The following is a 22582-nucleotide window of genomic DNA, read 5'->3' on the forward strand; positions in this document are numbered from 1 at the left end:
ACCTCAGTCCAGCGTGGTGCTCAGCTCGGTGCGGGTGAGGCGCAGGGTCTCCATGCGGCGGCGGCGGGCATCGGCGATGGCCAGGTGCCAGCCGGCCGCGAACAGCCCCAATCCCAGACTGCCTCCCCACAGGACCTTGGAGCCGAAGTGCCCCAGCACCCACGAGCCGAGCGTCGGGGAGATGCACGAGGACAGGGCCCACAGCATGTAGTAGGCGCCCTGGTAGGTGCCGCGCTGCTCCGCGGGCGCGAGGTCCGCTACCACCGTTGAGGCCACGGGTGCTTGGGCGATCTCACCCAGCGTCCACACCACCACCGCGAGCGTCGCCAGGCCCACGTTCGCGCCAAGCGCATGCATCCCGAAGCCCAGTCCCGTCAGTCCCGAGGCCCAGGCCAGCGCGGTGGCGCGTCGCATGGTCGCCAGCGCCCGGCCCACGAAGGGTTGGAGCAGCACGATGAGGACACCGTTCATCGCGAGCACCGTCCCGAAGGTCGCGGGTGACATGCCCTGCGACGTGAGGTCCAGCGGCAGCGTCACGTTGAGCTGGGTGAAGACGAGCGCGGTGAGGAGGATGGGCAGGGCGAAGGCGAGGAACACCGTGTCCCGGAAGGGGGCCAGGGAAGGCAGCCGGTGCGAGGGCGCGGCCTGCGCCGTGGGGACAGTGGGGCGCGTCTCCGGCACCTTCCACCAGACGATGAGTCCATAGAGGAAGGTGGTGCATGCGTCCGCCACGAAGAGGGTGAGGAAGCCGAAGCGCGAGGCCAGTCCCGCCAGTGGCAGGGCGATGGAGAAGCCCACGTTCACCACCCAGTACAGCAAGCCATAGGCGCGCGGGCGGTCCTCGGGCCTCACGACGTCGGCGATGGCCGCGGACACCGCCGGCCGGTACAGCTCGCCCAGCAGGCCCAGCAGGAAGGCCGACACGCAGATGTGCCAGGTGGCGCGTGAGAAGCCCAAGGACAGCATCGCCGCCGAGCCCAGCCACAGCCCCGCCAGCAGCGTCCTTCTCCGGCCCACGCGGTCCGACAGCGTCCCTCCTACCAGCCCCGCCAGTACGCCTCCCGCGCCGTGCAGTGACACCACCAGCCCGGCCTCCTCTACGCGGAAGCCGCGCTCCCGGGTGAGGTACAGCGCCAGGAAGGGCACCACGAAGGCGCCCAGCCGGTTCACCAGCGTGCCTGTCCACAGATACCAGTACGTACTCGGCAGGCCTCCCGCCGTCGCCCGTAGCTCTGACCCCAGTCGCCCCAACAGGTGCTTCATATCGGGGCGCAGCTTGCGTGAAGCCCGGCGTGCTTACCAGGGGGAGACCGGGAGGGGTTCATGATGAAATCATGATGAAGAGCGTGTCCCCGCATGATGCTCGGCGGGCGGGTGCTGCCAGATGATGGCCAGGTCTCGTTGATGGAGGTGGCCTCGCCATGACTCGCACTCTCTTGCTCCTCCAAGTGATGTCCGTCCTCGGCTGCGTGGCGTGTGCCACCACTTCCTCCGTCACGGATGGCTCCCGGAAGCCTGGAGGGAACGTCGCCTGGCCGAGCAGGAAGGACGTCGCGGAGGTCTCGAACCTGGGTGCCATGGATGGTCCAGCGGCGCTCGCCGCCAGTGCGGCCCTTCGAGAGGTCATCCAGTCGTTCAGTGCCCAGAGCGACGTCTTCGCGAAGTGCTCGAGCCCCGCGGAGGCGCTGGACGTCCGGGTCTTCAAGTGGCGCGAGCTCTATTACGTCACCGTGGATGAGCGGTTCGACCGGTGCGGGGGGGCGAGGAACCGGTTCCCAGGCTGGTTCGAGTCCTATGCCGTGTCTCCCGCGGGCGAGGTGCTCGCGCGTCGCGGCGACAGCCGTTGAGCTTGGAGGGGGACTGCCGGGCTCGGGCCTTGGACGGTTTTGGAGGGGCCTCCAGGCCTGAGCCCGGCAGGGATGTTGACAGCGACTACTTTGGTGTTTACGTTGTCAACATCCGGCGCGGTGGTGCCACGTCCGCGCGTTCCCCCGAGGTAGTCCGTGAACGAAGAGCTGATCCTGAGTGTGTTGAACGTCCCGGTGCTGCTGGGCTGGCTGGCGATGGTGCTGGCGCCCCGGGCCCGTGTGACGCGGTGGTTGTTGGAGAGCGACGTGGTGCCTTTGGGCATCGGTGTGCTGTACCTGGCACTGGTCGCGCCCCACCTGCCGGGCCTGCTGCGTGAGTTCGACACGCTGGCGCACATTGATGTGGCGCTCCATCGCCCCGGAATGCTGCTGGCGGGGTGGATCCACTACCTCGCGTTCGACTTCCTGGTGGGCAGGGTGGTGCTCGCGGATGCCCAGCGCCGGGGCATCTCGCATCTGCTCGTCGTGCCGTGCCTGCTGATGACCTTCATGCTGGGGCCCGTGGGCTACCTGGCCTACGCGGGCGTCCGGTTGGTGTCGCGCCGCTTCCGCTCGGCCGTGGCTCCGCTTCCCGTTCCCGGCACCTGAGCTTCTTCGTTCCCCTCCTCGCCATCCCTGGAGAACCCCATGTCCACCATGACCACAGCCTCGTCCTCCTCGCGCACCCTCTGGAGTCGAGCCTGGGCCCTCTCGCCGGCCCTCGCTCTTGGCACCGCGGTGATGCTCCTCGGCGCCCTGCTCTCCGCGGCCGGACTCTTCCTCGACTCGCGCCAGGTGTTGGGCGAGCCCCTCTGGTTGAAGCCGCTGAAGTTCTACGTCTCGCTGGCCCTCTACAACGCCACCGTCCTGTACTTTCTCGGCTTCCTTCACGAGCGCCAGCGGTTCGTGCGCATCGTGGGCAACATCCTGTCCGTGTGCGGCGCGCTCGAGATGGTGGCCATCACGCTTCAGGCGGCGCGCGGGGTACGCAGCCACTTCAACATCGCGACGCCCTTCGATGCTTTCGTCTTCTCGAGCATGGGAATTGTCATCTCGGTGCTGTGGGGGACGATGATGGTGCTCGCCTTCGTGCTGCTGCGGACGAAGCTCCAGGATCGCCCCCTGGCCTCGGCGCTGCGTGTGGGCCTGGTGGTGGGAGTGTTGGGGGCGGGGCTGGGGTACTTCATGACGTCGCCGCGCGCCGAGCAGATCGCGAGCATGAAGGTCGGCAAGCCGGTGGAGTCTGGCGCGCACACCTTCGGGGGCAAGGACGGGGGACCGGGCCTGCCGCTCGTTGGCTGGAGCACCACGGTGGGTGACATGCGGCCAGCGCACTTCCTGGGGCTGCACGGCATGCAGGTGCTGCCCGTGCTCGCGGTGCTGCTCGCGAGGCGGCGGGCCCTGTCCGAGTCTCGCCGCCTGGCCGTGGTTCGGGCCGCGGGTGTGGCCTACCTGGGCCTGACGGTGGTGCTTGCGCTTCAGGCCCTGCGGGGTCTGCCCCTCCTCCAGTGGGATGCGACCGGTGTTGCAAGCCTGGCGGTGGTGGCCCTGGCGAGCCTCGCCACGTTTGGGGCGAGCCTCACGCGCAAGCTCGTGCTGGGGGCTCAGCCCACCTGACGCAGCGCCGTGCGGCCGGCGTTCACCTGCTCGCGGACCGCGTCGATCAACAGGTCCGAGCGCAGGGGTCCGGAGAGGAAGGCCCGTGCGCCCAGGGTCCTCGCCCGCTCCTCGTCACGCACCCGGCCCGCCAGCAGCAGCCGCGCCCGGAGCCCCCGCCGCTTCACGCTCTCCACCGACTGCAGCGGCGCCAGGACCACCGCGCACTCAGTCGCGTTCCGCACGTCCTCGGTGCGAGCCACCCGCGTCCGCAGGCCCTCGTCCTCCAGCAGCTTCAACAACCCACGGGTGGCCTTGACACCCCAGCCGTACACCCAGACCTCCGGCGCGGGCTCCTCCTCGGGCCTCGACGTCTGCGCGGGCCTGGGCGCCACCTCCACCCGTGGCAGCTCCGGCTCGGTGAGGCGGGCATGGGCCGGGAGCTCCTCCGTCAGCGGCGTCATCACGGGCAAGCCGCCCTGCTCGACGGTGGAGGCCAGGACACCGCCCTGCACCATCATCAGGTACTCGGCGCGATCTGTTACCAGCGGCAGGTGTTCATCCGCCTCGGGGAGGGGAATGGGCTCCACCGGGCGGCGTGCGCCGAGCAGATGGGGGTAGTAGAGCCGCTCAAGAGCCTGGGAGATGGCGGCGTCGGTCGCCAGCAGCGCCACCACCCGCGCCTTGCCGGTGACGTGCGCCACCTCATCCAGGGAGGGGAGATGGGCCGGAGCCGCGGTGGCCACCACCAACACGGAGTCGCGAGGTCCCTCCAGCCGGAGGGGGATGATCCGGTGGGCCTCCGCCACCTGCACGGGCAGCACGTCCACCAGTCGTGGGTCCAACAGCTCCGCGTCCAGGTCCACCGTTGGGAGTTGCGCCTGGCTGGCCAGGACGTCGAGCACCTGGTGTGCGGTGCAGAAGCCCATGTCCACCACCACCTGGCCCAGGGGGACGCCCCACTTGTTGTGGATACCCAGCGCCGCACGCAGTTGCAGCTCGTCCAGGAGTCCGTTCTCCCGAAGCAGGTCACCCAGCCGTTTCTTCCGCATTGTCGCGCCCTCAGGTGGTGTGCACCGTCCCATTGCGCGCGGCATGCCAGGCCTGGAGGGCATCAGCTTGCCAAGAACCTCTCTGTTTTCGGGTGCTTGGCTCGACCCTCACTCGCACGAGGCGGTGACGCGACTCACCACCTGATGACTGCGGTCACCACCACCGGGTCGCGAGCTCCGAGCCCGCAAAGCCGAAGGGCCGGCCCCGCTTGAAGCGGAGACCGGCCCCAAGGACTCCAGGCACTGGGGGGCTCAGGGCGAGCCGTTCACGTTCGCCGGGCCCATCACCCCGTCGTAATAGGCGGAGACGCTCCGGATGAACGTGTTGGACTCGACCTCAAAGTACTGCGCGGTGGGGAAGCCCTCGGCGTCCAACTTTCCTGCGAAGGGAGCACTCTCGTTCATCTGGATCATGAAGGCGGGGCCCCACATGTTCATGTTGTTGAACTGGACGAACCCCTCCGGAGTGGCCCTCAGCGTGAAGGTGAACGGCACGTCCCTCATGGACGAGGCCACGCGCTCCAGCAGCGCGGAATGCGGCCCCCCGAACTGGATGGTGTGGGGAGGATCGGCCTCCACCATCAACTCCTTGAACGACCAGTTGCTCTTGGTGAGCGTGGCCGACTCGAAGCTGATGACGAAGGGGATGCTCTGGCCCATCAGCTCATCGAAGACGCTCGGCCCGGAGGTCGGATCCTCGCGCTGGGTGAAGTGGAGGGTTCCGGCGAGCCAACCCCCGTTGTCCACCTTGATGCCCACGTTCGCGTCGCCCTTCCCGGGCATCTTGAACAGGAAGCGCACCTCGGACGTCTCCCCCTTGGTGACGAAGAACGGCAGGGGGTTGGGCGACAGCATCTGGGCGGGCACGGCCGTCCCAGGCGCGTCGATGCTCTCCAGGTGCCAGGCGCCCTTGAGCTCGATGGTGTAGGACCCGGCCAGCAGCGTCGTCTGCACCGTCTCCGCCGACGTGTCCGTGAGGGTGACCGTCTGGGGTCCGGTGATGTCGAACGTCGCTCCTACCAGCCGGTAGAGCTTGCCGTCCGGAGACGGCGAAATCAGCGGAAGTCGCAGCGTGCCCGCCTTCTGCTGCTCCACCTCCACCCCATCGGTTGTCCCACCACAAGACACCACCAGGAGCGCGAGGACACACGCGCCGATATTCCACAATCGCACGAATATTCCTTTGAGAAAGGATTTTCGTACCCTATAGAAACCGTCAGATTCTTGTCAAACGAGAGGGGTCCGCCCTCTCAGGGGGTTTCGCGGCCCCTTGCGATGTTCTGGTGCTCGCTCCGGATTTGCAGCACAAGGCGCGTGTGAGCGCCCCCCGCTGTCTTCTCGCCCGCTCACGTGAATCCAGGAGAAGCGCCTCGTGAGTCAGCTCGTTGGTGTGCTCGCCGCCAGCCTCATCCTCGGAGCCATTGCCCGGCGCAGCGGACGCTTCCCAGAGCAGACGGCGCTGGTGCTCAACGCCTACGTCCTCAACGTGGCGCTGCCCGCGCTGGTGCTGCGCTCGGTGCACCGGCTGACGCTCGTCCCCGAACTGCTCGTCGCCGCTGTCACGCCCTGGTTCGTCTTCGGCGGCGCGTGGCTCTTCTTCCGCACGCTGGGCCCGCGGCTGGGCTTCACGCCCCAGACGGTGGCGGCACTCGTCCTCACGGGAGGATTGAGCAACACCGCGTTCGTGGGCCTGCCCCTCATCGAGGGCCTGATGGGCCGCGAGGGCTTGCAGGTGGCGGTGGTCATCGACCAGCTCGGCTCGTTCCTCGCGCTGGGCACGGTGGCCACGCTGTTCGCCGCGCGCGCCGCCGCGAAGGACGCTCGGCCGCGGACGCTGCTGAAGAAGGTGTTGGGCTTTCCGCCCTTCATCGCGCTGGTGATCGCGTTCCTGCTGCACCCGTGGGCCTGGCCCGCCTGGGTGGACGTGGTGCTCGGCCGGCTGGGAGACCTGCTCACCCCGCTCGCGCTCTTCTCCGTGGGCTTCCAGCTCCGGTTCTCCCAGGTGAAGGGCCGGGTGCGCGCGCTCGTGCTGGGACTTGGCTACAAGCTGGCGCTTGCTCCGCTCGCCATCGCGCTGTTGCTGCTGCTGGTGCCTGGCATGAGCCGTCTCACCTTCGACGTCTCCGTGCTCCAGGCCGCCATGGCCCCCATGGTCACCGGAGCCATCCTCGCCGCGGACCACGGCCTGGACCCCGAGCTCTCCGCCCTCATGGTGGGGCTGGGCATTCCTCTCTCGTTCGCCACGGTGCCTTGCGCCCTGTGGCTCTTGCATTGAGTGCTGGCGGGGGTTTTGTACGACGTACCCGGCTCCGAGGGGCGCGCGGCTCTCCGTGTGGAGGGGCCCGGCTCGGAGCCTCCTGCTGCTTACGCGAACGCCTTCGTGGCGTAGGCGATCTCCAGTCCTCCCTTGTGCATGCGCAGCCGCGTGCGCGACAGCCAGTGGCAGTGCGGGCAGTAGCTGTGCGCGCCACCACCCGGCGTGCTGCGGATGGTCACCGCGCCGCCGCACAGCATGCAGCCCTCGGGCAGCGTGAACTCGGAAACGGTGTCACCCGTGTTCTTCTCAGTTGATGCGTTCATGCCCTTTCACGTAACGCAGCAATCGGCGGCCACAAGTCGCCGTGCCTCGCTTTTCGTGCACCCTCGGAGAGCAGGCAGGCGAGCCTGTAGCTCCTCCTGTCCTTCTCCTCCCTGTTCACAGCCACACACCCCAACCCGGCGAGTTCAGGCGTTCCATTTGGCACGTCGTTTTCAAGGGAGGGGGCGTTCCAGGAGGGGAAGGGTGGGTATGGAGATCTCTCGCGTCACGCTTCGCCGACATAGGAAGAACTGGGGCGTAGAGGTAACCCTCAAGGAAGGAGAGGTGCGGCGCTATCGCTACGGCAGCGAGGCGCAGGCGCGCTACTTCGCGGCCGTCTTCGAGCTCGGGCCGCGGTGGCTGCCTCCGGTGTCGCAGCGGAGCCGACGGCGCTCCCGGGCCGGGGGCCCCTCCTCCGAGAGGGCAGCGAGCGGGCCCGCGTAGGTGAGCACGGCCTGGGCATCCTCCGGCACCGCGTGGGGGTTCCGGAGAGGCTGCGCACCTGCTAGGAGTCACGTCTCATGAGCAAGAGCAACTACACGCCCCGGTCCAACCGCGAGCCCATCACCCGTGAGTCGGATCCGGCCGGCCGCTGGTCCTCGAAGTTCCCGGACATGATTGGTTACACGAGCCAGGGCGGCGGCAAGGTGCCCGCCGACTATGGTTGGAACACCAACCCCAAGCAGTGGCAGGAGGAGATGACGCCGGAGACGCTCGCCACCGAGTACCGGAACCTCGTGATTCCGCGCCTCCCCGTGGCCGCTGCCGCTCCCGCGCTGCCCAAGGGCGCCAAGCCCGAGTCCAAGTAGTCCGTCCTCCCCGTGGCGTTTGTCGCAGTGCGGCGTCACGGAGGAGTGACAGCAGGGCATGACGGGAAGTGTGGGCGTGTGTTCAGTTCGTGCAGCCAGGCTTGTGCCGCGAACCTGCCGCCCACCCCCCTCGGCTTGATGCGGCCACGAAAACCATGTAGCCCGGCGTTCGATGTCCGCACTCGCCTCTTCCTCTCCTGAGCACCCCGTGGGGTCTCCGCCTCCGGTCTCGTTCGACAACACGGCCATTGCCTTCGCTACCAAGAGCGATGCGCAGATGCGCAAGGCCCACCTGCTCTTCTCCTCATTGGAGCAGCCGGTGCTGGTGCGCGCCGGCATTCCCCTGTCGGCCTGGCTGCTGCGCATCGGCTTCCCCGGTGTCCGGTTGCTCGTGAAGCACACCGTCTTCGAGCACTTCTGCGGAGGCGAGAGCATTCAGGAGTGTGACGCGGCCATCGCGGCGCTTGGACGTTTTGGGGTCCAATCGATTCTCGATTACAGCGTGGAGGGAGAGAAGTCCGAGGCCGGCTTCGACGCCACCACGCGCGAGACGCTCGCCACCATTGAGTGGGCGGCGACGCATCCGCACATCCCCTTCAGCGTCTTCAAGGTGACGGGCCTGGCGCGCTTCGGCCTGCTGGAGAAGCTCGGCGCGCGAGAGACGCTCAGCGCCGACGAGCAGGCCGAGTGGGAGCGGGTTCGTGAGCGCGTGCTGCGCATCTGCCAGCGTGCCCACGAGCTGGGGGTGCGCATCTTCATCGACGGCGAGGAGACGTGGATCCAGGACGTCATCGACGGCCTGGGCGAGGAGATGATGGCCCGCTTCAACCGGGAGCGGCCCCTCGTCTACAACACCTACCAGATGTACCGGATCGCGAGCCTGGGCAACCTGCGCGCGGCGCTGGAGCGCGCTACGAGCAAGGGGTACTTCCTCGGCGCCAAGCTGGTGCGCGGCGCGTACATGGAGAAGGAGCGGCAGCGCGCGAAGGAGCGCGGCTACGCGGATCCGATCCAACCGGACAAGGCCGCCACCGACGCCGACTATGATCGCGCCGTGCTGTTCTGCCTGGACCACCTCGACCGGATGGCGCTCTGTGCCGGTACGCACAACGAGGCCAGCAGCCAGCTGCTGATGCAGGAGCTCGGTCGGCGCGGCATTGCCGCGAATGATCCGCGCGTCTTCTTCAGCCAGCTCTATGGGATGAGCGACAACATCTCGTTCAACCTGGCGAAGGCCGGCTACAACGTTGCCAAGTATCTGCCCTACGGCCCGGTGCGCGCCGTGCTGCCGTACCTCATCCGTCGCGCGCAGGAGAACAGCGCCATCGCGGGGCAGGGCGGGCGCGAGGCCCGGCTCATCCGTGGCGAGCTGCGGCGGCGCAAGCAGGCCAAGGCCCTGCTCGGCCCCGGCCAGCAAGTGCAGTGAGGGTGTCTAGCGCGCGCGGGTCTTGTGGGCGATGGCGTCCGCCAGTCGCTCCACCGCGCGGGGTCCTCCCTGCCGGAGGAAGAGGTTGGGCTCGGTGACCTCCAGCTCCATCAGCAGGAGCGTGCCCCGCTCGTCCCGCGCCACGTCCACCCGGGCGTAGAGCAGCTCGAAGCCAGTCGCGGCGAGGACCTGACGGGCGAAGGCGCGCTCGTCTTCGGCTGAGGGAGCTGGCTCGGCGGCGGTGGCATCGTAGCCCGGGTTCCCCGACAAGGCCGCCGGCCGCTTGATGGCGTGGGTGTGCTCGCCGCCCAGGAAGAGGATGGAGCGCTCGCCGTAGCTCTCCACCGAGGACAGGTAGGGCTGCACCATCATGTCCTTGAGCGGGAGGACGCGCTCCACCAGCGCCTGAGCGGTGGAGATGTCCTGGGGCCCGCGTACCCGGAACGTGTCGCGCGCGCCCGCGGACACCGTCGGCTTCACCACGGCGTCACTCCAGCCGCGCTCGGCGAGCAGCGCCTTCACGTCCACCTTCGAGCCGCGCTCCAGCCACAGGGTGGGCACGATGGCCACGCCACGCGCCTCGAGGTCGCGCAGGTAGCCCTTGTGCGTGTTCCAGCGAATCACCTCGGGGGGGTTCCACAGCGGGCAGCGAGCACCAGCCCGCTCGGCCCAGGCCACGAACTCGTCACGGCGCTTGTCCGAGTCCCAGGCGGTACGGATCAGCGCGAGCCGGAAGTGGCTCCAATCCACGGCGGGGTCATCCCAGATGACCGGTCCCGCCCTCAGCCCCCGTGCGGCGAGCGCATCGGCGAGGAGCTTCTCGTCGGGCAGACACTCGGGATAGGTGGACGAGGTGACGAGGGCAACGTCGAAGGAGTTCCAGTTCGTGGACATGGGCGCTCTAGATAGCCGCCCGGTCGCGGAGCGCACATGGAAATCGCTCGGACGCTGGGTTCACGTCCGAGCGGGAGAGCCTTTTCAGCGCTGGGCGGCGATGACCGCGCCGAGCCGGCGCATGCCCTCTTCGATCAGCTCCGGCGGGCGGTTGGAGTAGTTCAGGCGCATGAACTCACTGCGCGGCGTGCCGGCGAAGAAGGGCGAGCCGGGCACGAAGGCGACGCGCTTGTCGAGCGCGAGCGGAAAGAGGACATCCGCGCTCATGCCGCGCGGCAGCTCCACCCACAGGAACATGCCGCCATCCGGCTGCGTCCACCGGGTCCCCTCGGGCATGTGCTTCTCCAGAGAGGCGAGCATCGCCAGGCACCGCTCCCCGTAGATGGCGCGCAGCTTGTCCAGGTTGGCGTTGTAGTCGAAGCGCGACAGCAGCCGCGCCGTGGCCCGCTGCGCGACCGTGGCGGTGTGCAGGTCCGCCGACTGCTTGGCGACGGTGAGGGTGCGGATGAGCTCGCGCGGCCCCACGGCCCAGCCGATGCGCAAGCCAGGTGCCAGCGTCTTCGAGAACGTCCCCAGGGTGATGACCACGCCCTCGGTGTCGAGCGAGGCCAACGAGGGCAGGTGCTCGCCCCGGAAGCGCAGCTCGCCATACGGGTTGTCCTCGAGGACGAGGATGCGGTGCTTCTGGGCGAAGCGCACGAGTGCGTGCCGTCGCTCCAGCGACAGGGTGGTGCCCTTGGGGTTCTGGAAGTTGGGGACCAGGTAGATGAGCTTGGGCTTGCGGCCGGTGACTATCCGCTCCAGCTCGTCCACGCGCATACCGTCATCGTCGCTACCCACGACGGCGAAGGAGGCCTCGTAGCCGCTGAAGGTCTGCAGCGCGGCAAGGTAGCTGGGGTCCTCCACCACCACCAGGTCGCCCGGGTCCAGCATCACCTTGGCCACCAGGTCGATGCCCTGCTGCGAGCCGTTGGTGATGAGCACCTGATCCGTCGCCGCGTGCAGGCCGCGCTCGGCCAGGTGGGAGCAGATCCACTCGCGTAGGGGGCCATAGCCCTCCGTGGTGCTGTACTGCAGCGCGGCGCGACCCTCCTCGGCGAAGACTTCGGCGTGCGCCTGGGCGATCGCCTCCACGGGGAACAGCTCGGGCGCGGGGAGACCTCCGGCGAAGGAGAGCACGTCAGGACGCTCGGCCACCTTGAGAATCTCTCGCACGGCGGAGGCCTTCATCCGCGACATGCGCTTGGCGAGCGGGAACGCCGCAGGGGCGGGAATGCTGACAGCCGCGGTCATGGTCAGGCTCCTTTCAACACTTCGGGCGAGGCGTGGACGTACGTCTCCTCCTTGATGGAGGACAGAACGATGGTGGTGTGAGTACGGGTGACGCCGGAGATGGTCCGCAGCGTCTCCACCAAAAGGGTGTCGAGCGTCTTCGTGTTCGAGGTCCGCACCTTGAGGATGTACGAGTCCTGACCGGCGACGCGGTGGGCCTCGAGTACCTCGGGCATGGCCAGCACCTTCTTGGCGAACCCGTCGAAGTACTTCGGATGCTCGATGCTCACGCCGATGAAGGCGGTGATGTCCTTGCCCAGCTTCGCCGCGTCCACTCGCGCAGCGTAGCCGGTGATGACGCCTCGCTCCTCGAGCTTGCGGATGCGCTCGGCGACCGCGGGCTGCGACAGCCCCACCGTCCGGGAAATCTCCAGCTGCGTGGCGCGGCCGTCACGCTGCAGCAGGTCGACGATGCGGTAGTCGAGCTCGTCCATGGAAGCGAAGTGGCCTTATTTTTATAAGTCCGAAGGTTGGAACGCCGATAAGATAAATGCCTCCTGGGAGTCATGCAAGAGGGAGCAAGCAGACAGTCGAGCGCTTCTCGCGGGGGCTCGTCCGGGACCTTCGTTCAAGCTGGACGGCACAGGCCTGTGACCGAATGGCGCTCGCGGAATGCATGCGCGGGCGCCATCCACAAGGCAGGCTCCGAGGTGGAGCGCCCCTGGCCTGTGAGTCTATGCGGGGGCCCGCTCGAAACGCCGGCCGCCGAGGGCATGGAGGGTTCGCGTGCCGGCGGTGAACCGTCCCGAGATTCGCGCGCCCCTGGGGATGACGAACTCCCGCCCGGCGCCGAGCTGGATGTCCATGCCATTGATGGTCAGCGTGTAGCTGCCTTCCAGCACCACGAGGTACTCGTCGAAGTCCCGCCACTGCTCACCGGTGTCCGCGTCGCTCTTCGCGTGGCAGAGGGTGAGCTGGGTGCCATCTGCACCGTCGAACACGTAGGCCTCGACGCCGGGGAGGCGCAGTGAGGCCTCCGAGACGCGGTTCGCCGGGCCTGTCAGGAAGGCGGGGAAGCTGCCCAGGCCGAAGCGCGCGGCGTACTCGGCGTTGAGTGCGGAGAAGCGCTCCTTGTCGAACCCGGCGGCGGGATTCCCGTCGACCGCTGCCTCCAGGTTGTCGAGGCAGAAGTGCCAGCCCGTGGCGTCGCGGGCGACGTTCGCGCGGTCCGCCGGGATGGTGGTGAAGACCAGCAGACAGCCCGCGCCGTCAGGCCGCAACTCCCACCGCAGCAGGTCTCCCTCCCACGTGTATTCGAGGACGCGCGGCGGGTCGAACACCGAGATTTTGCCGGTGCCAGGATCGCCTTCCTCGAAGAAGAAGCGCAGCTCGGCGCCGGCCTCGCGAGCGCCTTCAATGCGCGCGGGGAACCAATGGGCCAGTTCCTTGCTGTCCGTGAGCGCGCGCCAGACCTTCTCGGGCGGGTGGGTGAGGCGTCGCTCGAACCGGAGCTCGACACGATTGCCCCGGGTCGTCAGGGTTCCATGCTTCATCGCTTCCTCCTTCTTGGGGCCGGGCTCCGGCGGGTGGGGGCGGGCTCATCGTCCGCCATGGTGTCCAGGTGGCGCTCCAGCGCGTCGAGTCGTCGGGACCACAGCTCGCGGTACGGCGTGAGCCAGTCGTCGAGTTCCAGCAAGGGCTCCGGACGCAGGCGGTACAGCCGCCGCTGAGCGTCCTGCTCCACGTCCACCAGCCGAGCATCCTTGAGCACGCGCAGATGCTTGGACACGGTGGGCTGCGTCAACCCGAGCCGATCCACCAACTCCCCGACAGGGCGGCGCCCCTCTCGGAGGAGGTCCAGGATGCGGCGGCGGTTCGGCTCCGCCACGACTTCGAACGCGCTCAACATGACGTTTATATGCTGATTGAGGCATATGCCTGTCAAGGCATATAAGGCGGATTCGGTCCGACCAGTCCACTCGCTTCGATGCTGCCTCAGCGGCGGCGTGCGGCGGGGGCGAGCGCTGGGTTCTCCCACCCTGCGTCGGCTGGGTTGATGTTCGTCCCGGGCGCGACGATCTCATCGACGCGGTCCAGCAACGCGCTGTCCAGCGTGAGGTCGGCGGCGCCGAGCTGCGACTCCAGCTGCTCCATCGTGCGGGGACCGATGATGGCCGAGGTCACGGCCGGGTGTTTGATGACGAAGGCGATGGCGAGGTGGACGAGCGACATCCCCGCCGCGTCGGCCAGCCGCCCCAGTGCATCGGCCGCCTCGAGCTTGCGCTGATTGACGGGCTGCGACAGATCGTAGCGGGCGGGCATGCGTGCGGCTCGCGACGTGGAGGGAGGCGCTGAGTCCTTGCGCCACTTGCCGGACAGCCACCCGCCCGCGAGCGGACTCCAGGGAATGACGCCCATGCCGTGACGCTGGCAGGTGGGCAGGATGTCCGCCTCGATGCCTCGCACGAGCAGGGAGTAGGGCGGCTGTTCGCAGACGAAGCGCGTCAGCCTCCGCTCTCGCGCGGTCCATTGCGCCTCGACGATCTGCGACGCTGGGAAGGTCGAGGAGCCCACGTACCGCACCTTGCCCTGGGTGACCAGATCGCTCAGTGCTCCGAGCGTCTCCTCGATGTCGGTGTCCGCCGAGGGCCGGTGCACCTGGTAGAGGTCGATCCAATCCGTCCTCAGCCGGCGCAGGGACGCCTCGACCTCCTGGAAGATCCACCGGCGGGAGTTGCCCTGCTGGTTGGGGTCGTCTCCCATGGAGGCATGGAACTTGGTGGCGACAATCACCTTGTCGCGGCGGCCGTCGGCCAGAGCCTTGCCGACAATCTCCTCGGACTCACCCCGCGAGTAGATGTCCGCGGTGTCGATGAAGTTGATCCCCGCATCGAGCGCCCGGTGGATGATCTTGATGCTGTCGTCGTGGTCCGGATTGCCCCACTGGCCGAACATCATGGCTCCGAGGCACAGCGGACTCACACGGACGCCGGTCCGTCCAAGGATGCGGTAGTTCATGTCTGGCTCCTCTTGAAGGCTCCGAGGAGTGAAGGGCCCCAAGCCAAGGTCCACAAGAGAAGAGCCGCTGGAGTGTTCACCAACCTCCGCCCAGGCTCCTGCTCCCGGTCCTCCGCCGTTTTTATTGCCCGCGCGCCCGATGAGACGGGCCTGGCCCAAAGCTGGTTCGAGGCCACCTGAGCCTGTCAGGGTCCACGCTCCACCGATTGCGGCGGCCCACCGGCTTGGCTGACTGTTGGAGCGGTTCGTCCCCGCCAGCGCTCCGTTCGTCCCAGGGGGTGTAGCGACCGTCCCGAGCCCTTCGCTAGCCTTCCAGTCCATGCACGAGCAGGACGAGCCGATTCACGAGCCCGATGAGGTTCCGCCCCTCCCTTCCTGGGCGCTGTGGACCGGAGCCCTGGGGTGGTGGCTGGCGGACGCGCTGGTCACTGTCAGCCAGGTGCGGCTGTTGCAACACGCGGGTGAGGCGCCCGCCGGCGAGGAACTGTTGTGGCGCATGGCGCTGGGCAGCTCGCTGCTGTGGGTCCCCATCACGGTGTTGTGCCTGCGTCTGTCCGAGTGGTTCCCGCTCCACCGCTCCAGGTGGATGCGCGCGGGCGCTGTGCACCTCGCCACGCTCGTCGCCGTGGTGCTGGGGCGTGCGACGTTCGTTGTCCTCACCCAGGATGTCTTCGGCTGGTACGCACGCCCGCCGGGCTTCGGCACCGTGCTGGCGCAGAGCGTGGTGAACAACGTGTTGCCCTTCGTGCTGATGACCGCTGGGGCTCATGCGCTGGGACTCGCCCGTCGCGCCCATGTACGCCAGCAGCGCGCGTCGCGGCTACAGGCCCGGCTCGCCGAGGCTCGGCTCCAGGTTCTTGCCACTCAGCTTCGGCCTCACTTCCTCTTCAATGCCCTCAACGCTGTGGCGGCCTTGGTGCACAAGGACGCTGACGCCGCGGAGCGCATGCTCGTGCGGCTGGGAGACCTGCTGCGCCACAGCCTGGAGTCCTCCGGCCGCCAGGAGGTGACATTGCGCGAGGAGTTGGAGGCGCTCGCGCCCTACTTGGACATCGAGCGCACGCGCTTCGGCGAGCGGCTCGCGGTGGAGTGGCGGCTCGCTCCCGACGTGCTCGATGCGCGCATCCCTCACCTGGCGCTACAGCTGCTCGTAGAGAACGCCATCCGCCATGGGCTCGCACCACGGGCCGAGCCCGGCCGAGTGCTCATCAGCGCCGAGCGAGACGGGGACTCGCTGCAGGTGCAGGTGCGGGACGATGGCGTGGGTCTGCCACCCGCGGGGCTGCCCCGGCACGGGCGAGGCGTGGGCCTGTCCAACCTGCGTGCGCGCCTGGCCACCCTCTATGGCTCTCGCGCCGCCTTGGAGCTGCGCCCCGGGGAGCCTCGTGGCACAGTGGCCGAGCTGCGCCTGCCGCTGCCCTCCACAACAGGCTCGCACCGTGAGGTGACGGCGTGAGCGGTGGCACCGCGGAAGCAGCGCCCTTACGCGTGGTGGCGGCGGACGATGAGCCTTTGGCTCGAGAGCGACTGCGCACGCTGTTGGCGGACGAGCCGGACGTGGCGCTGGTGGGGGAGGCGGCCAGCGGTGCGGAGGCGGTGCGCGTGGTGCTCTCCACGACACCGGACGTGCTGCTGCTCGACATCGAGATGCCCTCAGGCGATGGCTTCGAGGTGCTGCGCGCGCTGCCGCCCGGCCAGGTGCCGGTGGTGGTGTTCGTCACTGCCTGGCAGCGCTACGCGGTCCAGGCCTTCGAGGCGCAGGCGTTGGACTATCTCCTCAAGCCCTATGACCGGGAGCGCTTCCGGGCCGCGCTGGTGCGGGCTCGTCAGCACGTGGGGCTCGTGCGCCGGGCGGAAGCTCCTCCTGGCAGGTTGGAAGAGATGCTCTCCGCGCTCGCCCAGGCGGACGCACCGCTGCGGCGGTTGCCCATCAAGGCAGACGGCCGTATCCGTTTCGTGGACTGCGCCGCTATCACCCATGTGGAGGCAGAGGCCAACTACGTGCGCGTGCACACGGGCGGCGAGCAGCTCGTCATGCGCGAGACGCTGACGCACCTGGAGGAGCGGTTGGATCCGCGCCGCTTCCTGCGCATCCATCGCTCGGTGCTGGTCAACCTGGACCATGTTCGTGAGCTCGAGCCGCTGTCCCAGGGCGAATACCTCCTGTCCCTCTCCGGCGGCGTCGCGCTGCGCACCGGTCGCGCCCACCGCGCCCGTGTGGAGCAGGCCCTGGGGCTGGTGCCGGACTGACGGTCCGCTGCGTCCGTCCCTCCGCCCGCGCACTCCGTCCCTCGTTGCTCGCGCTTCGTCCCCACCTCCCAGACAGCCCCTCGCTGATTCGCTACCTCTGCGTTCGTGGCGGTTGGAGAAGACCCTGCCCCGCCGCATGCACTCATCGCAGGAGGAGCCTGTCATGTCTGTGTTGTCCCTCGTCCGTTCCCCGATGCTGCTCTCGCTGCTTACCCTGGCCACGTCCGCACTTGCTCAGCAAGCCGCCGCGCCGTGTGTCCCAGAGGTGCTCGCCCCCGGCTTCGTCTCGCTGCCGGAGCAGGAGGAGTACCGCATTGTCTTCACCCCCGACGGACGCACCGCCTTCTGGGGGGTGAGCACCGACTTCTTCCCCATCTCCCGCCAGTCCACCATTGTCTTCTCCGAGTGGCGCCACGGCCGATGGAGCGAGCCGCGCGTGGCTCCCTTCTCCGGCGAGTTCAGCGACATTGATCCATTCGTGTCGCCGGATGGTCGCTACCTCTTCTTCTCGTCTATCCGGCCGGTGGAGGGCGTGGCCCGCGAGGACGCCGAGCTGTGGGTAGTGGAGCGCCAGGGCTCGGGCTGGAGCGAGCCGCGACACCTGGGGGCCGCCGTCAACAGCACCTCGGACGAGCTGTACCCCAGCGTGGATGCGTGGGGCACGCTGTACTTCGGCTCGGACCGGCCGGGTGGCTTCGGAGGCTGGGACCTCTGGCGTTCGCGCCGGCGGGCGGATGGCTCCTACGGCCCCGCGGAGAACCTCGGCGCCGCGCTCAACACGTCCTTCTGGGAGTTCAACCCCACCGTGACGGCGGACGGGAATACGCTGCTCTTTGCCTCCATCGACCGGCCGGACGGTTTTGGCTCGGGAGATCTCTACGTGGCCGAGCGCCGGCACGGGGAGTGGAAGCCCGCGCGCAACCTGGGCCCCGGCGTGAACACGGCGTTGGACGAGTACCACCCGTCCCTCTCCGCCGACAGGCGCACCCTCTTCTTCGTGCGCCATCAGTATGAGCCCTTCGTGCCTGGTGAGCTGTACCACGTGAGCGCCCGTGCCGCGGGCGTGTACACCTGGGGGGTGGGCCCGTACGCCGACCAGGAGGACTGACGACAGGTTTGCCCTGAAGCTGGGAGGCCTCTGGACACGGGTCTTCGATGCCTCTCCGTTCCACTTCTCCTATGCTGGCGCAGGACCGCGAGAGCACCTCGCAGCAGTCCGATGCAGCACCTACCCCGGGAGAATGCACATGTTCGGAAAAATCGCCGCCGACGCCCTCGGCCTCAGCGACATCGGCTCGGTCATCGCCCCGACGGATTACAACAAGGTGGACGCCGACGACTACGTGATGCACGAGGACCAGGAGAAGATCTTCTTTCTGATCAAGTCCAAGTCCGACGAGTACTGCTTCACCAACAAGGCGCTCATCCACCTCGACGGGACCAGTGCCGCCAGCAAGAAGCGCACGCTGCGCCGCTACAACTACAGCGCTCACCCGGTCTCGCACGTGCTGCTCGAGACTGCCGGCAACATCGACATGGACGTGGAGATCAAGTTCAGCCTCGGCTCGAAGGACTTCTCCATCGACGTGCACAAGAAGCACCTCGAGCAGGTGAAGGACCTCTACAAGGCCCTGTTCCGCATTTCCGAGCTGATGCTCGAGAACGAAGTGGCACTCAGCCACGCCAAGGCCAGCATCGAGGTTGCTTCCACCACCCTCGGCCGCGGTCAGGCTGGCTCCACTCCGCTCGTGGAGTCCTTCAAGGAGCTCAACCAGGCCGCCTTCGCGTGGCTCATCGGCGCTCAGCAGAAGTACGTTGTGAAGGACTTCGGCTCCGTGTTCGAGCGGTACATCAAGGCCTGAGGGTGTGAAACAAAACCGGGCGGCGCCGAGGGTGCCGCCCGTGTGCCTCGGTCAGAGTCCTCCAGATGATGCCGCTGAGCGGGCCCAGGTGAGTTCCAGAAGGGCTTCATCACGTACACCGCCGCCACCAACTCGGTGTCCGTTCGCATGAAGTAGGCAGGAAATGAAAAGGGGCGCACGCCCGTGAGCGTGCACCCCTTTGCGTGAAGCAGAGACCGGCTGATCAGGCGGCGCGGAGCAGGTTGGCAACCTGGAACGCCGCGAACTGGCCCAGGTTGTACTTGTCGCCCTGGGCGGCAGGCGACGCGTCGCCCTTGCGGGTGCTCATCAGGCCCTTGACCAGGTCCAGGACTCCGCCCGTGCTGTTGGTCTGCGAGCCCAGGCCGATGACGGAGCCGAGACCCGTCTTGCTCAGGAGCGAACCGGCCTTACCGAGCAGGCCGCCAGCGAAGTTGTCCACGAGGCCGCCGATGATGCCCTTGAGGCCACCACCGTTGATGACGCTGTTCGCGATGCCAACAACCTTCGAGGCGGCCGCGACGAAGGGGCCCACGCCCGGGATGAACGAGGCAATCTTCCCGAGGGGTCCATTCAGAATCTTGCTCGCGAAGCCAACCGCCTTCTTGGCAAAGCTGCCGATCTTCTTGAACGCCTTACCGATGCCCTTGATGAAGCCCATGGCGAACCCCTCTTGTGTGGAAAGTGAAGTGCTGTTGTGGAAAGGTGCTGCGTTGAAGGGATTATCGAGAGCCGCGGTAGGATGTTGTCAGCGGGCGAAACATTTCTTGAAAATCCAGTGAAATCAACCCTTTAGGTTGGTTCGACCCTTCTTCAAAGAGTCCTCGAGGTCGGGATTTGCCTTGGGTTTTACGGCCTCGCCGCCCTGGGCAGCCAGATCCACGGTCTTCTTGCGAGCGGCCTCGAAACCGCTCGGGGCCTGGCCGGCCTTGATGGCCTCGACGCTGGCGCGCACGTTGGCCTCGATCGCCTCGGCGGTGGGCGGCTCGACACCCATTTTTCTCAGATTCTCATCGCTGACGACGAGGAACGCGGGCTCCACACCCGGGTTGTTCAGGTAGTACCCGACGGAGTTGACGAACTCGTCGAGGCTCATCTCGAGCTCCGCGGCAATCTTCGCCACGTTGGGATCAGCAAGGATCTTCGCGCGCAGCTCGGCGGAGATAGGCGGGGGCGCGTCGAGTTGCTCAATTTCGGTGTCGATTCCGTCGCTCATGTGAACCTCGGGTGTGATGTTGAGTGCGGAGAGTATGGAGGTGTCGTCCAGTCGTTGTCGATGGGGTGTGGTCGTCTTGCCGGCCAGCGGCGCCGTTACCCGGCCGCCATCCCCACGAACTGCATGACCGTCTTGGAGAGCTGTCCCGTCAGCGCCGAGCCGAAGGTGGTGGCGAGGCTCGCACCGAGCAGTGAGAGGGATGCGGCCACCGTCGAGAGGCCCGAGAGCCCGAGGAAGTTGCGCCAGCGGAAGTCATCTCCCCAGGCCTGGCGTGCCACCAGCCAATCGAAGCACAGCCCCAGCATGAGGAAGATCATCATCGAGTGCAGCAGCGAGAAGAGGAAGAGGGTGAGATCGTTCGTGCGGGAGAGCACGTCCAGCCACGCGGGCAACAGGCAGAGCTGCGTCACCAGGGAGGCCCAGAGTGCCTTGCGCAGGCCCGTGCGCCCTCGGATGCAGGTGAAGAAGAACCCGAACAGGGCCGCCGAGGCGAGCACGTTGACGGAGTAGAAGATCAGCAGGAAGCCCAGGCCCTTCAATGAAAAGGAGTGGGTCAGCCCCCACGCCGAGTAGGCCAGGGTCACCGGGAGGGAGAAGATGACCCCCAGTCGCATGGCCAGCTTCGCGTTCTCCCAGTCACCCGGGAGGGGGCCATGGGCCAACACCAGCTCCCTGGCTGCGGTCCCCTCGAACGAGAACTTCTTCTCCACGTCGGCGAGCTGTTGCTCGAGCTTCGATACGCGTTCCCGGTAGTCGTCCAGCGACAGCTCTCCTTTCGCGAGCTTCCCGCCGAGCACCTCGATGGCCGCATGCATTTGCTGCAGCCACGTCACGGGGAGCTCCTCCAGCCACCGCTTGCGCAATGCCAGCACCTTTGACCGTCCGGCGAGCAGGGCCTCCCTCCGCGGAGGAGGAAGCAGCAGGACGGTGGGAAAGAGCGCGAGGCCCAGCAAGGCTGGAAGTGCCCATCCCCCCACCCGATCATGCAGACCGGCCACGTAGCCCGCGAAGAGCAAGGCCCCCACCCACGGCGCGGACCTCCGCTCCTGCTGCTCGGAGGCGTTGGCTAGCAAGGCCAGCAGCCCCAGGAACAGGGCATGCCCCAGGATTTCGGGAAGGGCCGTGGAGGAGCGCAGTGCCTCCCATACAAGGGGAAGGTGTTGCTCCCGGGCCTGGGCACTCAGGGCAGGCATGGAGAGGGCATAGGCGAGCAGTCCTGGCAGCAGCACGAGCCGGCGCCATTCTCCTCCGGGCCGTGCCCGACCCGGGCGCTGGAGCACCAACGGTGAGAGGGCGAGCCCGAGCAGGCTGGAGGCCATGAACAGTCGCAGCCCCCACAGGGCGTGCTCGGTGGGCGTGGGCAGGAGGAGCGTCACCAGGAGCAGGAATGCCGAGGCCCTCCAGGGAGCAGCGAGGAGGCCTCCCCAACGCGAGTGGAAGGCCGGGAAGAGCCCGCGCACCATCAATCCTCCCACCAGCGTCACCAGCGCCACCATGAAGGGCCAGAGGACAGGAGGAAGACGCCCCAGGGGGCCCTTCAGCAGGAGCAGCAGCTCGATGAGCGGGACGACCAGGGCGAAGGCGACGAGCCACTCCACGAGGAGCAGCGTCCGTCTGGCCTGAGGAAGCTCCGTGTCGAAGAGCTGGACGAGGCTCCTGGGGACCGGGGACTTCGCGGGGAGCGCGGCTCGAACCTGGCGGAGCGCCAGCAAGAAGAAGGCGGCAACGAGCAGGAGTAGCTCCGGACCGGGCGCGAGCAGGATGGCGGGGAGGGCCGCACGCAGCCGTGCCAGTTGTTGGGAGAATCGACTCAGCGGCCACAGGGGCCCTGTCTTGCCAGAGAAGGCCAGGCGGATCTCCGCCTCGCGAGCAGGGCCTTCCCCGGTGGCCTTCCACCTGCCCACTCCGTCTTCCAGCACATTCGGCAAGGGATGGACCGAGCGCAGCGCGAGCCCCGGGCTCTTGACGATGAACTCGTCCGTGGTTCGCGAGAAGGGAAATCCGTCCCGCGAACGGAGCACCAGCCCCTCGAAGACTGGATGGGCGCGGCGAGACAGCACAATGGCTTTCGAGAGCGTGGCTCCAGAATCGCTGACAGCGAGGGTTGGTGCGAGCGGGCTCTGCCGGATGAGGTGGTCGAGCGGAACGGAGTTGAGGAGGACGGGTTGGAACACGCGGGCGAGGACGTCGTTCGTGTCGTCCGACAACAAGTCCAGCGACGAAGCCTGCTCCCGGGGGAAGACAGACTCCACCCGGAGAATGCTGCCTTCCTTCACCGCTTCCAGGCTCAGGACACGGCGAGGGGGAGGAATGCCGAGGACCTCGACCTTCTGGACGGTTACCCGTGGGGGAGTACCCGCGGTGAACTGAAGCACATTGCGACCTGGCGCGAGCGGCACTCCCTGGAAGCGGAAGTGCCCGGAGGAGGCCTCCGTGGTGAGCGTTGTGCCATTGAGGGAGAGCTCGACGCGGCGGGTGTCCAACGCACAGCGCCCCGAGATGTCGAGCGAGGTGGGGGTTGGCATCCAGCGGGGGAGCGGGGGCTCCAACGAGAGTACGGAGTCCCGCGACGGCTCCGCCAAGCTGGGATGGGTGCGGAGCCTCGCCTGCATCAGGAGCAGGGTCATCAACAACAAGGCCCCAAACGTCAGCACCAACCGAAGCCAGGGATGGGGCACTCTCAATCTGGAGGTCGCCATGTCAGGTGGCTCGCGAGATTAGCCACCTTTCCCACCGCCTCCTAC

General features: G+C 67.6%; 24 protein-coding genes. 11 read left to right on the plus strand and 13 right to left on the minus strand.

The genetic code is table 11. The features are described from left to right. Nucleotides 1–3: 3 nt before the first annotated feature. The gene (locus F0U60_RS07205; protein WP_395815756.1) at nucleotides 4–1263 is read right to left on the minus strand and encodes an MDR family MFS transporter; all 1260 of its coding nucleotides are present in this window, start codon (nucleotides 1261–1263) and stop codon (nucleotides 4–6) included. Nucleotides 1264–1421: 158 nt separating this feature from the next. Here F0U60_RS07205 and F0U60_RS07210 point away from each other — a divergent pair, with 158 nt between their 5' ends. From F0U60_RS07210 to F0U60_RS07220, 3 genes are all read left to right on the plus strand, one after another. Beyond that, nucleotides 1422–1847 (plus strand): hypothetical protein, encoded by a 426-nt coding sequence (locus F0U60_RS07210; protein ID WP_395815758.1) that lies wholly within the window; start codon nucleotides 1422–1424, stop codon nucleotides 1845–1847. Nucleotides 1848–2003: 156 nt separating this feature from the next. Then, complete coding sequence (locus F0U60_RS07215) at nucleotides 2004–2456, plus strand: ABA4-like family protein (protein WP_395815760.1); 453 nt, start codon at nucleotides 2004–2006, stop codon at nucleotides 2454–2456. A gap of 39 nt (nucleotides 2457–2495) precedes the next feature. Then, nucleotides 2496–3464, plus strand: a complete 969-nt coding sequence (locus tag F0U60_RS07220; RefSeq protein WP_395815762.1) for a hypothetical protein — start codon at nucleotides 2496–2498, stop codon at nucleotides 3462–3464. Here the strand turns inward: F0U60_RS07220 and F0U60_RS07225 are convergent. Together F0U60_RS07225 and F0U60_RS07230 are read right to left on the minus strand one after the other, a co-directional pair. Then, nucleotides 3452–4495, minus strand: coding sequence for an ATPase (locus F0U60_RS07225; protein ID WP_395815764.1), 1044 nt, complete (start codon nucleotides 4493–4495; stop codon nucleotides 3452–3454). The genes F0U60_RS07220 and F0U60_RS07225 overlap by 13 nt on opposite strands. 252 nt (nucleotides 4496–4747) lie before the next feature. Next, nucleotides 4748–5668, minus strand: a complete 921-nt coding sequence (locus tag F0U60_RS07230; protein ID WP_395815766.1) for a hypothetical protein — start codon at nucleotides 5666–5668, stop codon at nucleotides 4748–4750. Nucleotides 5669–5867: 199 nt separating this feature from the next. Here F0U60_RS07230 and F0U60_RS07235 point away from each other — a divergent pair, with 199 nt between their 5' ends. After that, nucleotides 5868–6770: an AEC family transporter gene (locus F0U60_RS07235; RefSeq protein WP_395815768.1), complete on the plus strand. Its 903-nt coding sequence runs from the start codon at nucleotides 5868–5870 to the stop codon at nucleotides 6768–6770. An 89-nt stretch (nucleotides 6771–6859) separates the two neighbouring features. On the opposite strand, the gene F0U60_RS07240 is transcribed toward F0U60_RS07235, so the two are convergent. Beyond that, entirely contained in the window at nucleotides 6860–7075 is a 216-nt protein-coding gene (locus F0U60_RS07240) for a hypothetical protein (RefSeq protein WP_395815770.1), read from the minus strand. A gap of 208 nt (nucleotides 7076–7283) precedes the next feature. Between F0U60_RS07240 and F0U60_RS07245 the strand changes: the two genes are divergently transcribed. The 3 genes from F0U60_RS07245 to F0U60_RS07255 all read left to right on the plus strand — a co-directional run bounded on the left by F0U60_RS07245 (nucleotide 7284) and on the right by F0U60_RS07255 (nucleotide 9308). Next, nucleotides 7284–7517, plus strand: a complete 234-nt coding sequence (locus F0U60_RS07245) for a hypothetical protein (RefSeq protein ID WP_395815772.1) — start codon at nucleotides 7284–7286, stop codon at nucleotides 7515–7517. 77 nt (nucleotides 7518–7594) lie between these two features. Next, nucleotides 7595–7882, plus strand: a complete 288-nt coding sequence (locus F0U60_RS07250; protein ID WP_395815774.1) for a hypothetical protein — start codon at nucleotides 7595–7597, stop codon at nucleotides 7880–7882. Between the two features lie 172 nt (nucleotides 7883–8054). Beyond that, complete coding sequence (locus F0U60_RS07255; protein ID WP_395815776.1) at nucleotides 8055–9308, plus strand: proline dehydrogenase family protein; 1254 nt, start codon at nucleotides 8055–8057, stop codon at nucleotides 9306–9308. Between the two features lie 6 nt (nucleotides 9309–9314). Here the strand turns inward: F0U60_RS07255 and F0U60_RS07260 are convergent, their stop codons facing one another. From F0U60_RS07260 to F0U60_RS07285, 6 genes are all read right to left on the minus strand, one after another. Beyond that, nucleotides 9315–10202 (minus strand): RimK family alpha-L-glutamate ligase, encoded by an 888-nt coding sequence (locus F0U60_RS07260; RefSeq protein WP_395815778.1) that lies wholly within the window; start codon nucleotides 10200–10202, stop codon nucleotides 9315–9317. Between the two features lie 84 nt (nucleotides 10203–10286). Continuing rightward, the gene (locus F0U60_RS07265) at nucleotides 10287–11495 is read right to left on the minus strand and encodes a PLP-dependent aminotransferase family protein (RefSeq protein WP_395815780.1); all 1209 of its coding nucleotides are present in this window, start codon (nucleotides 11493–11495) and stop codon (nucleotides 10287–10289) included. Between the two features lie 2 nt (nucleotides 11496–11497). Beyond that, the gene (locus tag F0U60_RS07270) at nucleotides 11498–11968 is read right to left on the minus strand and encodes an Lrp/AsnC family transcriptional regulator (protein ID WP_395815782.1); all 471 of its coding nucleotides are present in this window, start codon (nucleotides 11966–11968) and stop codon (nucleotides 11498–11500) included. Between the two features lie 240 nt (nucleotides 11969–12208). Further along, a complete protein-coding gene (locus F0U60_RS07275; protein WP_395815784.1) occupies nucleotides 12209–13027 on the minus strand; it encodes an SRPBCC domain-containing protein in 819 nt (272 codons plus the stop codon). Then, entirely contained in the window at nucleotides 13024–13383 is a 360-nt protein-coding gene (locus tag F0U60_RS07280; protein ID WP_395815786.1) for an ArsR/SmtB family transcription factor, read from the minus strand. Before F0U60_RS07280 ends, F0U60_RS07275 begins: the two co-directional genes overlap by 4 nt. Nucleotides 13384–13469: 86 nt before the next feature. Continuing rightward, nucleotides 13470–14492, minus strand: coding sequence for an aldo/keto reductase (locus F0U60_RS07285; protein ID WP_395815788.1), 1023 nt, complete (start codon nucleotides 14490–14492; stop codon nucleotides 13470–13472). A 319-nt stretch (nucleotides 14493–14811) separates the two neighbouring features. Between F0U60_RS07285 and F0U60_RS07290 the strand changes: the two genes are divergently transcribed. From F0U60_RS07290 to F0U60_RS07305, 4 genes are all read left to right on the plus strand, one after another. After that, nucleotides 14812–15948, plus strand: a complete 1137-nt coding sequence (locus F0U60_RS07290; protein ID WP_395815790.1) for a sensor histidine kinase — start codon at nucleotides 14812–14814, stop codon at nucleotides 15946–15948. After that, nucleotides 15945–16742 (plus strand): LytR/AlgR family response regulator transcription factor, encoded by a 798-nt coding sequence (locus F0U60_RS07295; RefSeq protein ID WP_395815792.1) that lies wholly within the window; start codon nucleotides 15945–15947, stop codon nucleotides 16740–16742. Before F0U60_RS07290 ends, F0U60_RS07295 begins: the two co-directional genes overlap by 4 nt. Nucleotides 16743–16905: 163 nt before the next feature. Continuing rightward, nucleotides 16906–17850, plus strand: a complete 945-nt coding sequence (locus F0U60_RS07300; RefSeq protein WP_395815794.1) for a TolB family protein — start codon at nucleotides 16906–16908, stop codon at nucleotides 17848–17850. Between the two features lie 139 nt (nucleotides 17851–17989). Continuing rightward, nucleotides 17990–18604 (plus strand): PH domain-containing protein, encoded by a 615-nt coding sequence (locus F0U60_RS07305; protein WP_395815796.1) that lies wholly within the window; start codon nucleotides 17990–17992, stop codon nucleotides 18602–18604. A gap of 223 nt (nucleotides 18605–18827) precedes the next feature. Here F0U60_RS07305 and F0U60_RS07310 read toward each other — a convergent pair whose 3' ends face one another. The 3 genes from F0U60_RS07310 to F0U60_RS07320 form a co-directional block, all read right to left on the minus strand. Then, a complete protein-coding gene (locus F0U60_RS07310; RefSeq protein ID WP_395815798.1) occupies nucleotides 18828–19283 on the minus strand; it encodes a hypothetical protein in 456 nt (151 codons plus the stop codon). 123 nt (nucleotides 19284–19406) lie between these two features. Continuing rightward, a complete protein-coding gene (locus F0U60_RS07315) occupies nucleotides 19407–19838 on the minus strand; it encodes a hypothetical protein (protein WP_395815800.1) in 432 nt (143 codons plus the stop codon). Nucleotides 19839–19933: 95 nt separating this feature from the next. After that, a complete protein-coding gene (locus F0U60_RS07320) occupies nucleotides 19934–22537 on the minus strand; it encodes a hypothetical protein (RefSeq protein WP_395815802.1) in 2604 nt (867 codons plus the stop codon). Nucleotides 22538–22582 lie beyond the last annotated feature (45 nt).

Origin of the sequence: Archangium minus (genome assembly GCF_044360475.1) — a bacterium.
GTDB lineage: Bacteria > Myxococcota > Myxococcia > Myxococcales > Myxococcaceae > Archangium > Archangium minus.

Excerpts from the sequence above, each read along its gene's own strand:
- F0U60_RS07205 (WP_395815756.1), bottom strand. The coding sequence starts at position 1,263 with ATGAAGCACCTGTTGGGGCGACTGGGGTCAGAGCTACGGGCGACGGCG.
- F0U60_RS07210 (WP_395815758.1), top strand. The coding sequence starts at position 1,422 with ATGACTCGCACTCTCTTGCTCCTCCAAGTGATGTCCGTCCTCGGCTGC.
- F0U60_RS07220 (WP_395815762.1), top strand. The coding sequence starts at position 2,496 with ATGTCCACCATGACCACAGCCTCGTCCTCCTCGCGCACCCTCTGGAGT.
- F0U60_RS07225 (WP_395815764.1), bottom strand. The coding sequence starts at position 4,495 with ATGCGGAAGAAACGGCTGGGTGACCTGCTTCGGGAGAACGGACTCCTG.
- F0U60_RS07240 (WP_395815770.1), bottom strand. The coding sequence starts at position 7,075 with ATGAACGCATCAACTGAGAAGAACACGGGTGACACCGTTTCCGAGTTC.
- F0U60_RS07245 (WP_395815772.1), top strand. The coding sequence starts at position 7,284 with ATGGAGATCTCTCGCGTCACGCTTCGCCGACATAGGAAGAACTGGGGC.
- F0U60_RS07250 (WP_395815774.1), top strand. The coding sequence starts at position 7,595 with ATGAGCAAGAGCAACTACACGCCCCGGTCCAACCGCGAGCCCATCACC.
- F0U60_RS07255 (WP_395815776.1), top strand. The coding sequence starts at position 8,055 with ATGTCCGCACTCGCCTCTTCCTCTCCTGAGCACCCCGTGGGGTCTCCG.
- F0U60_RS07260 (WP_395815778.1), bottom strand. The coding sequence starts at position 10,202 with ATGTCCACGAACTGGAACTCCTTCGACGTTGCCCTCGTCACCTCGTCC.
- F0U60_RS07265 (WP_395815780.1), bottom strand. The coding sequence starts at position 11,495 with ATGACCGCGGCTGTCAGCATTCCCGCCCCTGCGGCGTTCCCGCTCGCC.
- F0U60_RS07270 (WP_395815782.1), bottom strand. The coding sequence starts at position 11,968 with ATGGACGAGCTCGACTACCGCATCGTCGACCTGCTGCAGCGTGACGGC.
- F0U60_RS07275 (WP_395815784.1), bottom strand. The coding sequence starts at position 13,027 with ATGAAGCATGGAACCCTGACGACCCGGGGCAATCGTGTCGAGCTCCGG.
- F0U60_RS07280 (WP_395815786.1), bottom strand. The coding sequence starts at position 13,383 with ATGTTGAGCGCGTTCGAAGTCGTGGCGGAGCCGAACCGCCGCCGCATC.
- F0U60_RS07285 (WP_395815788.1), bottom strand. The coding sequence starts at position 14,492 with ATGAACTACCGCATCCTTGGACGGACCGGCGTCCGTGTGAGTCCGCTG.
- F0U60_RS07290 (WP_395815790.1), top strand. The coding sequence starts at position 14,812 with ATGCACGAGCAGGACGAGCCGATTCACGAGCCCGATGAGGTTCCGCCC.
- F0U60_RS07300 (WP_395815794.1), top strand. The coding sequence starts at position 16,906 with ATGTCTGTGTTGTCCCTCGTCCGTTCCCCGATGCTGCTCTCGCTGCTT.
- F0U60_RS07305 (WP_395815796.1), top strand. The coding sequence starts at position 17,990 with ATGTTCGGAAAAATCGCCGCCGACGCCCTCGGCCTCAGCGACATCGGC.
- F0U60_RS07310 (WP_395815798.1), bottom strand. The coding sequence starts at position 19,283 with ATGGGCTTCATCAAGGGCATCGGTAAGGCGTTCAAGAAGATCGGCAGC.
- F0U60_RS07315 (WP_395815800.1), bottom strand. The coding sequence starts at position 19,838 with ATGAGCGACGGAATCGACACCGAAATTGAGCAACTCGACGCGCCCCCG.
- F0U60_RS07320 (WP_395815802.1), bottom strand. The coding sequence starts at position 22,537 with ATGGCGACCTCCAGATTGAGAGTGCCCCATCCCTGGCTTCGGTTGGTG.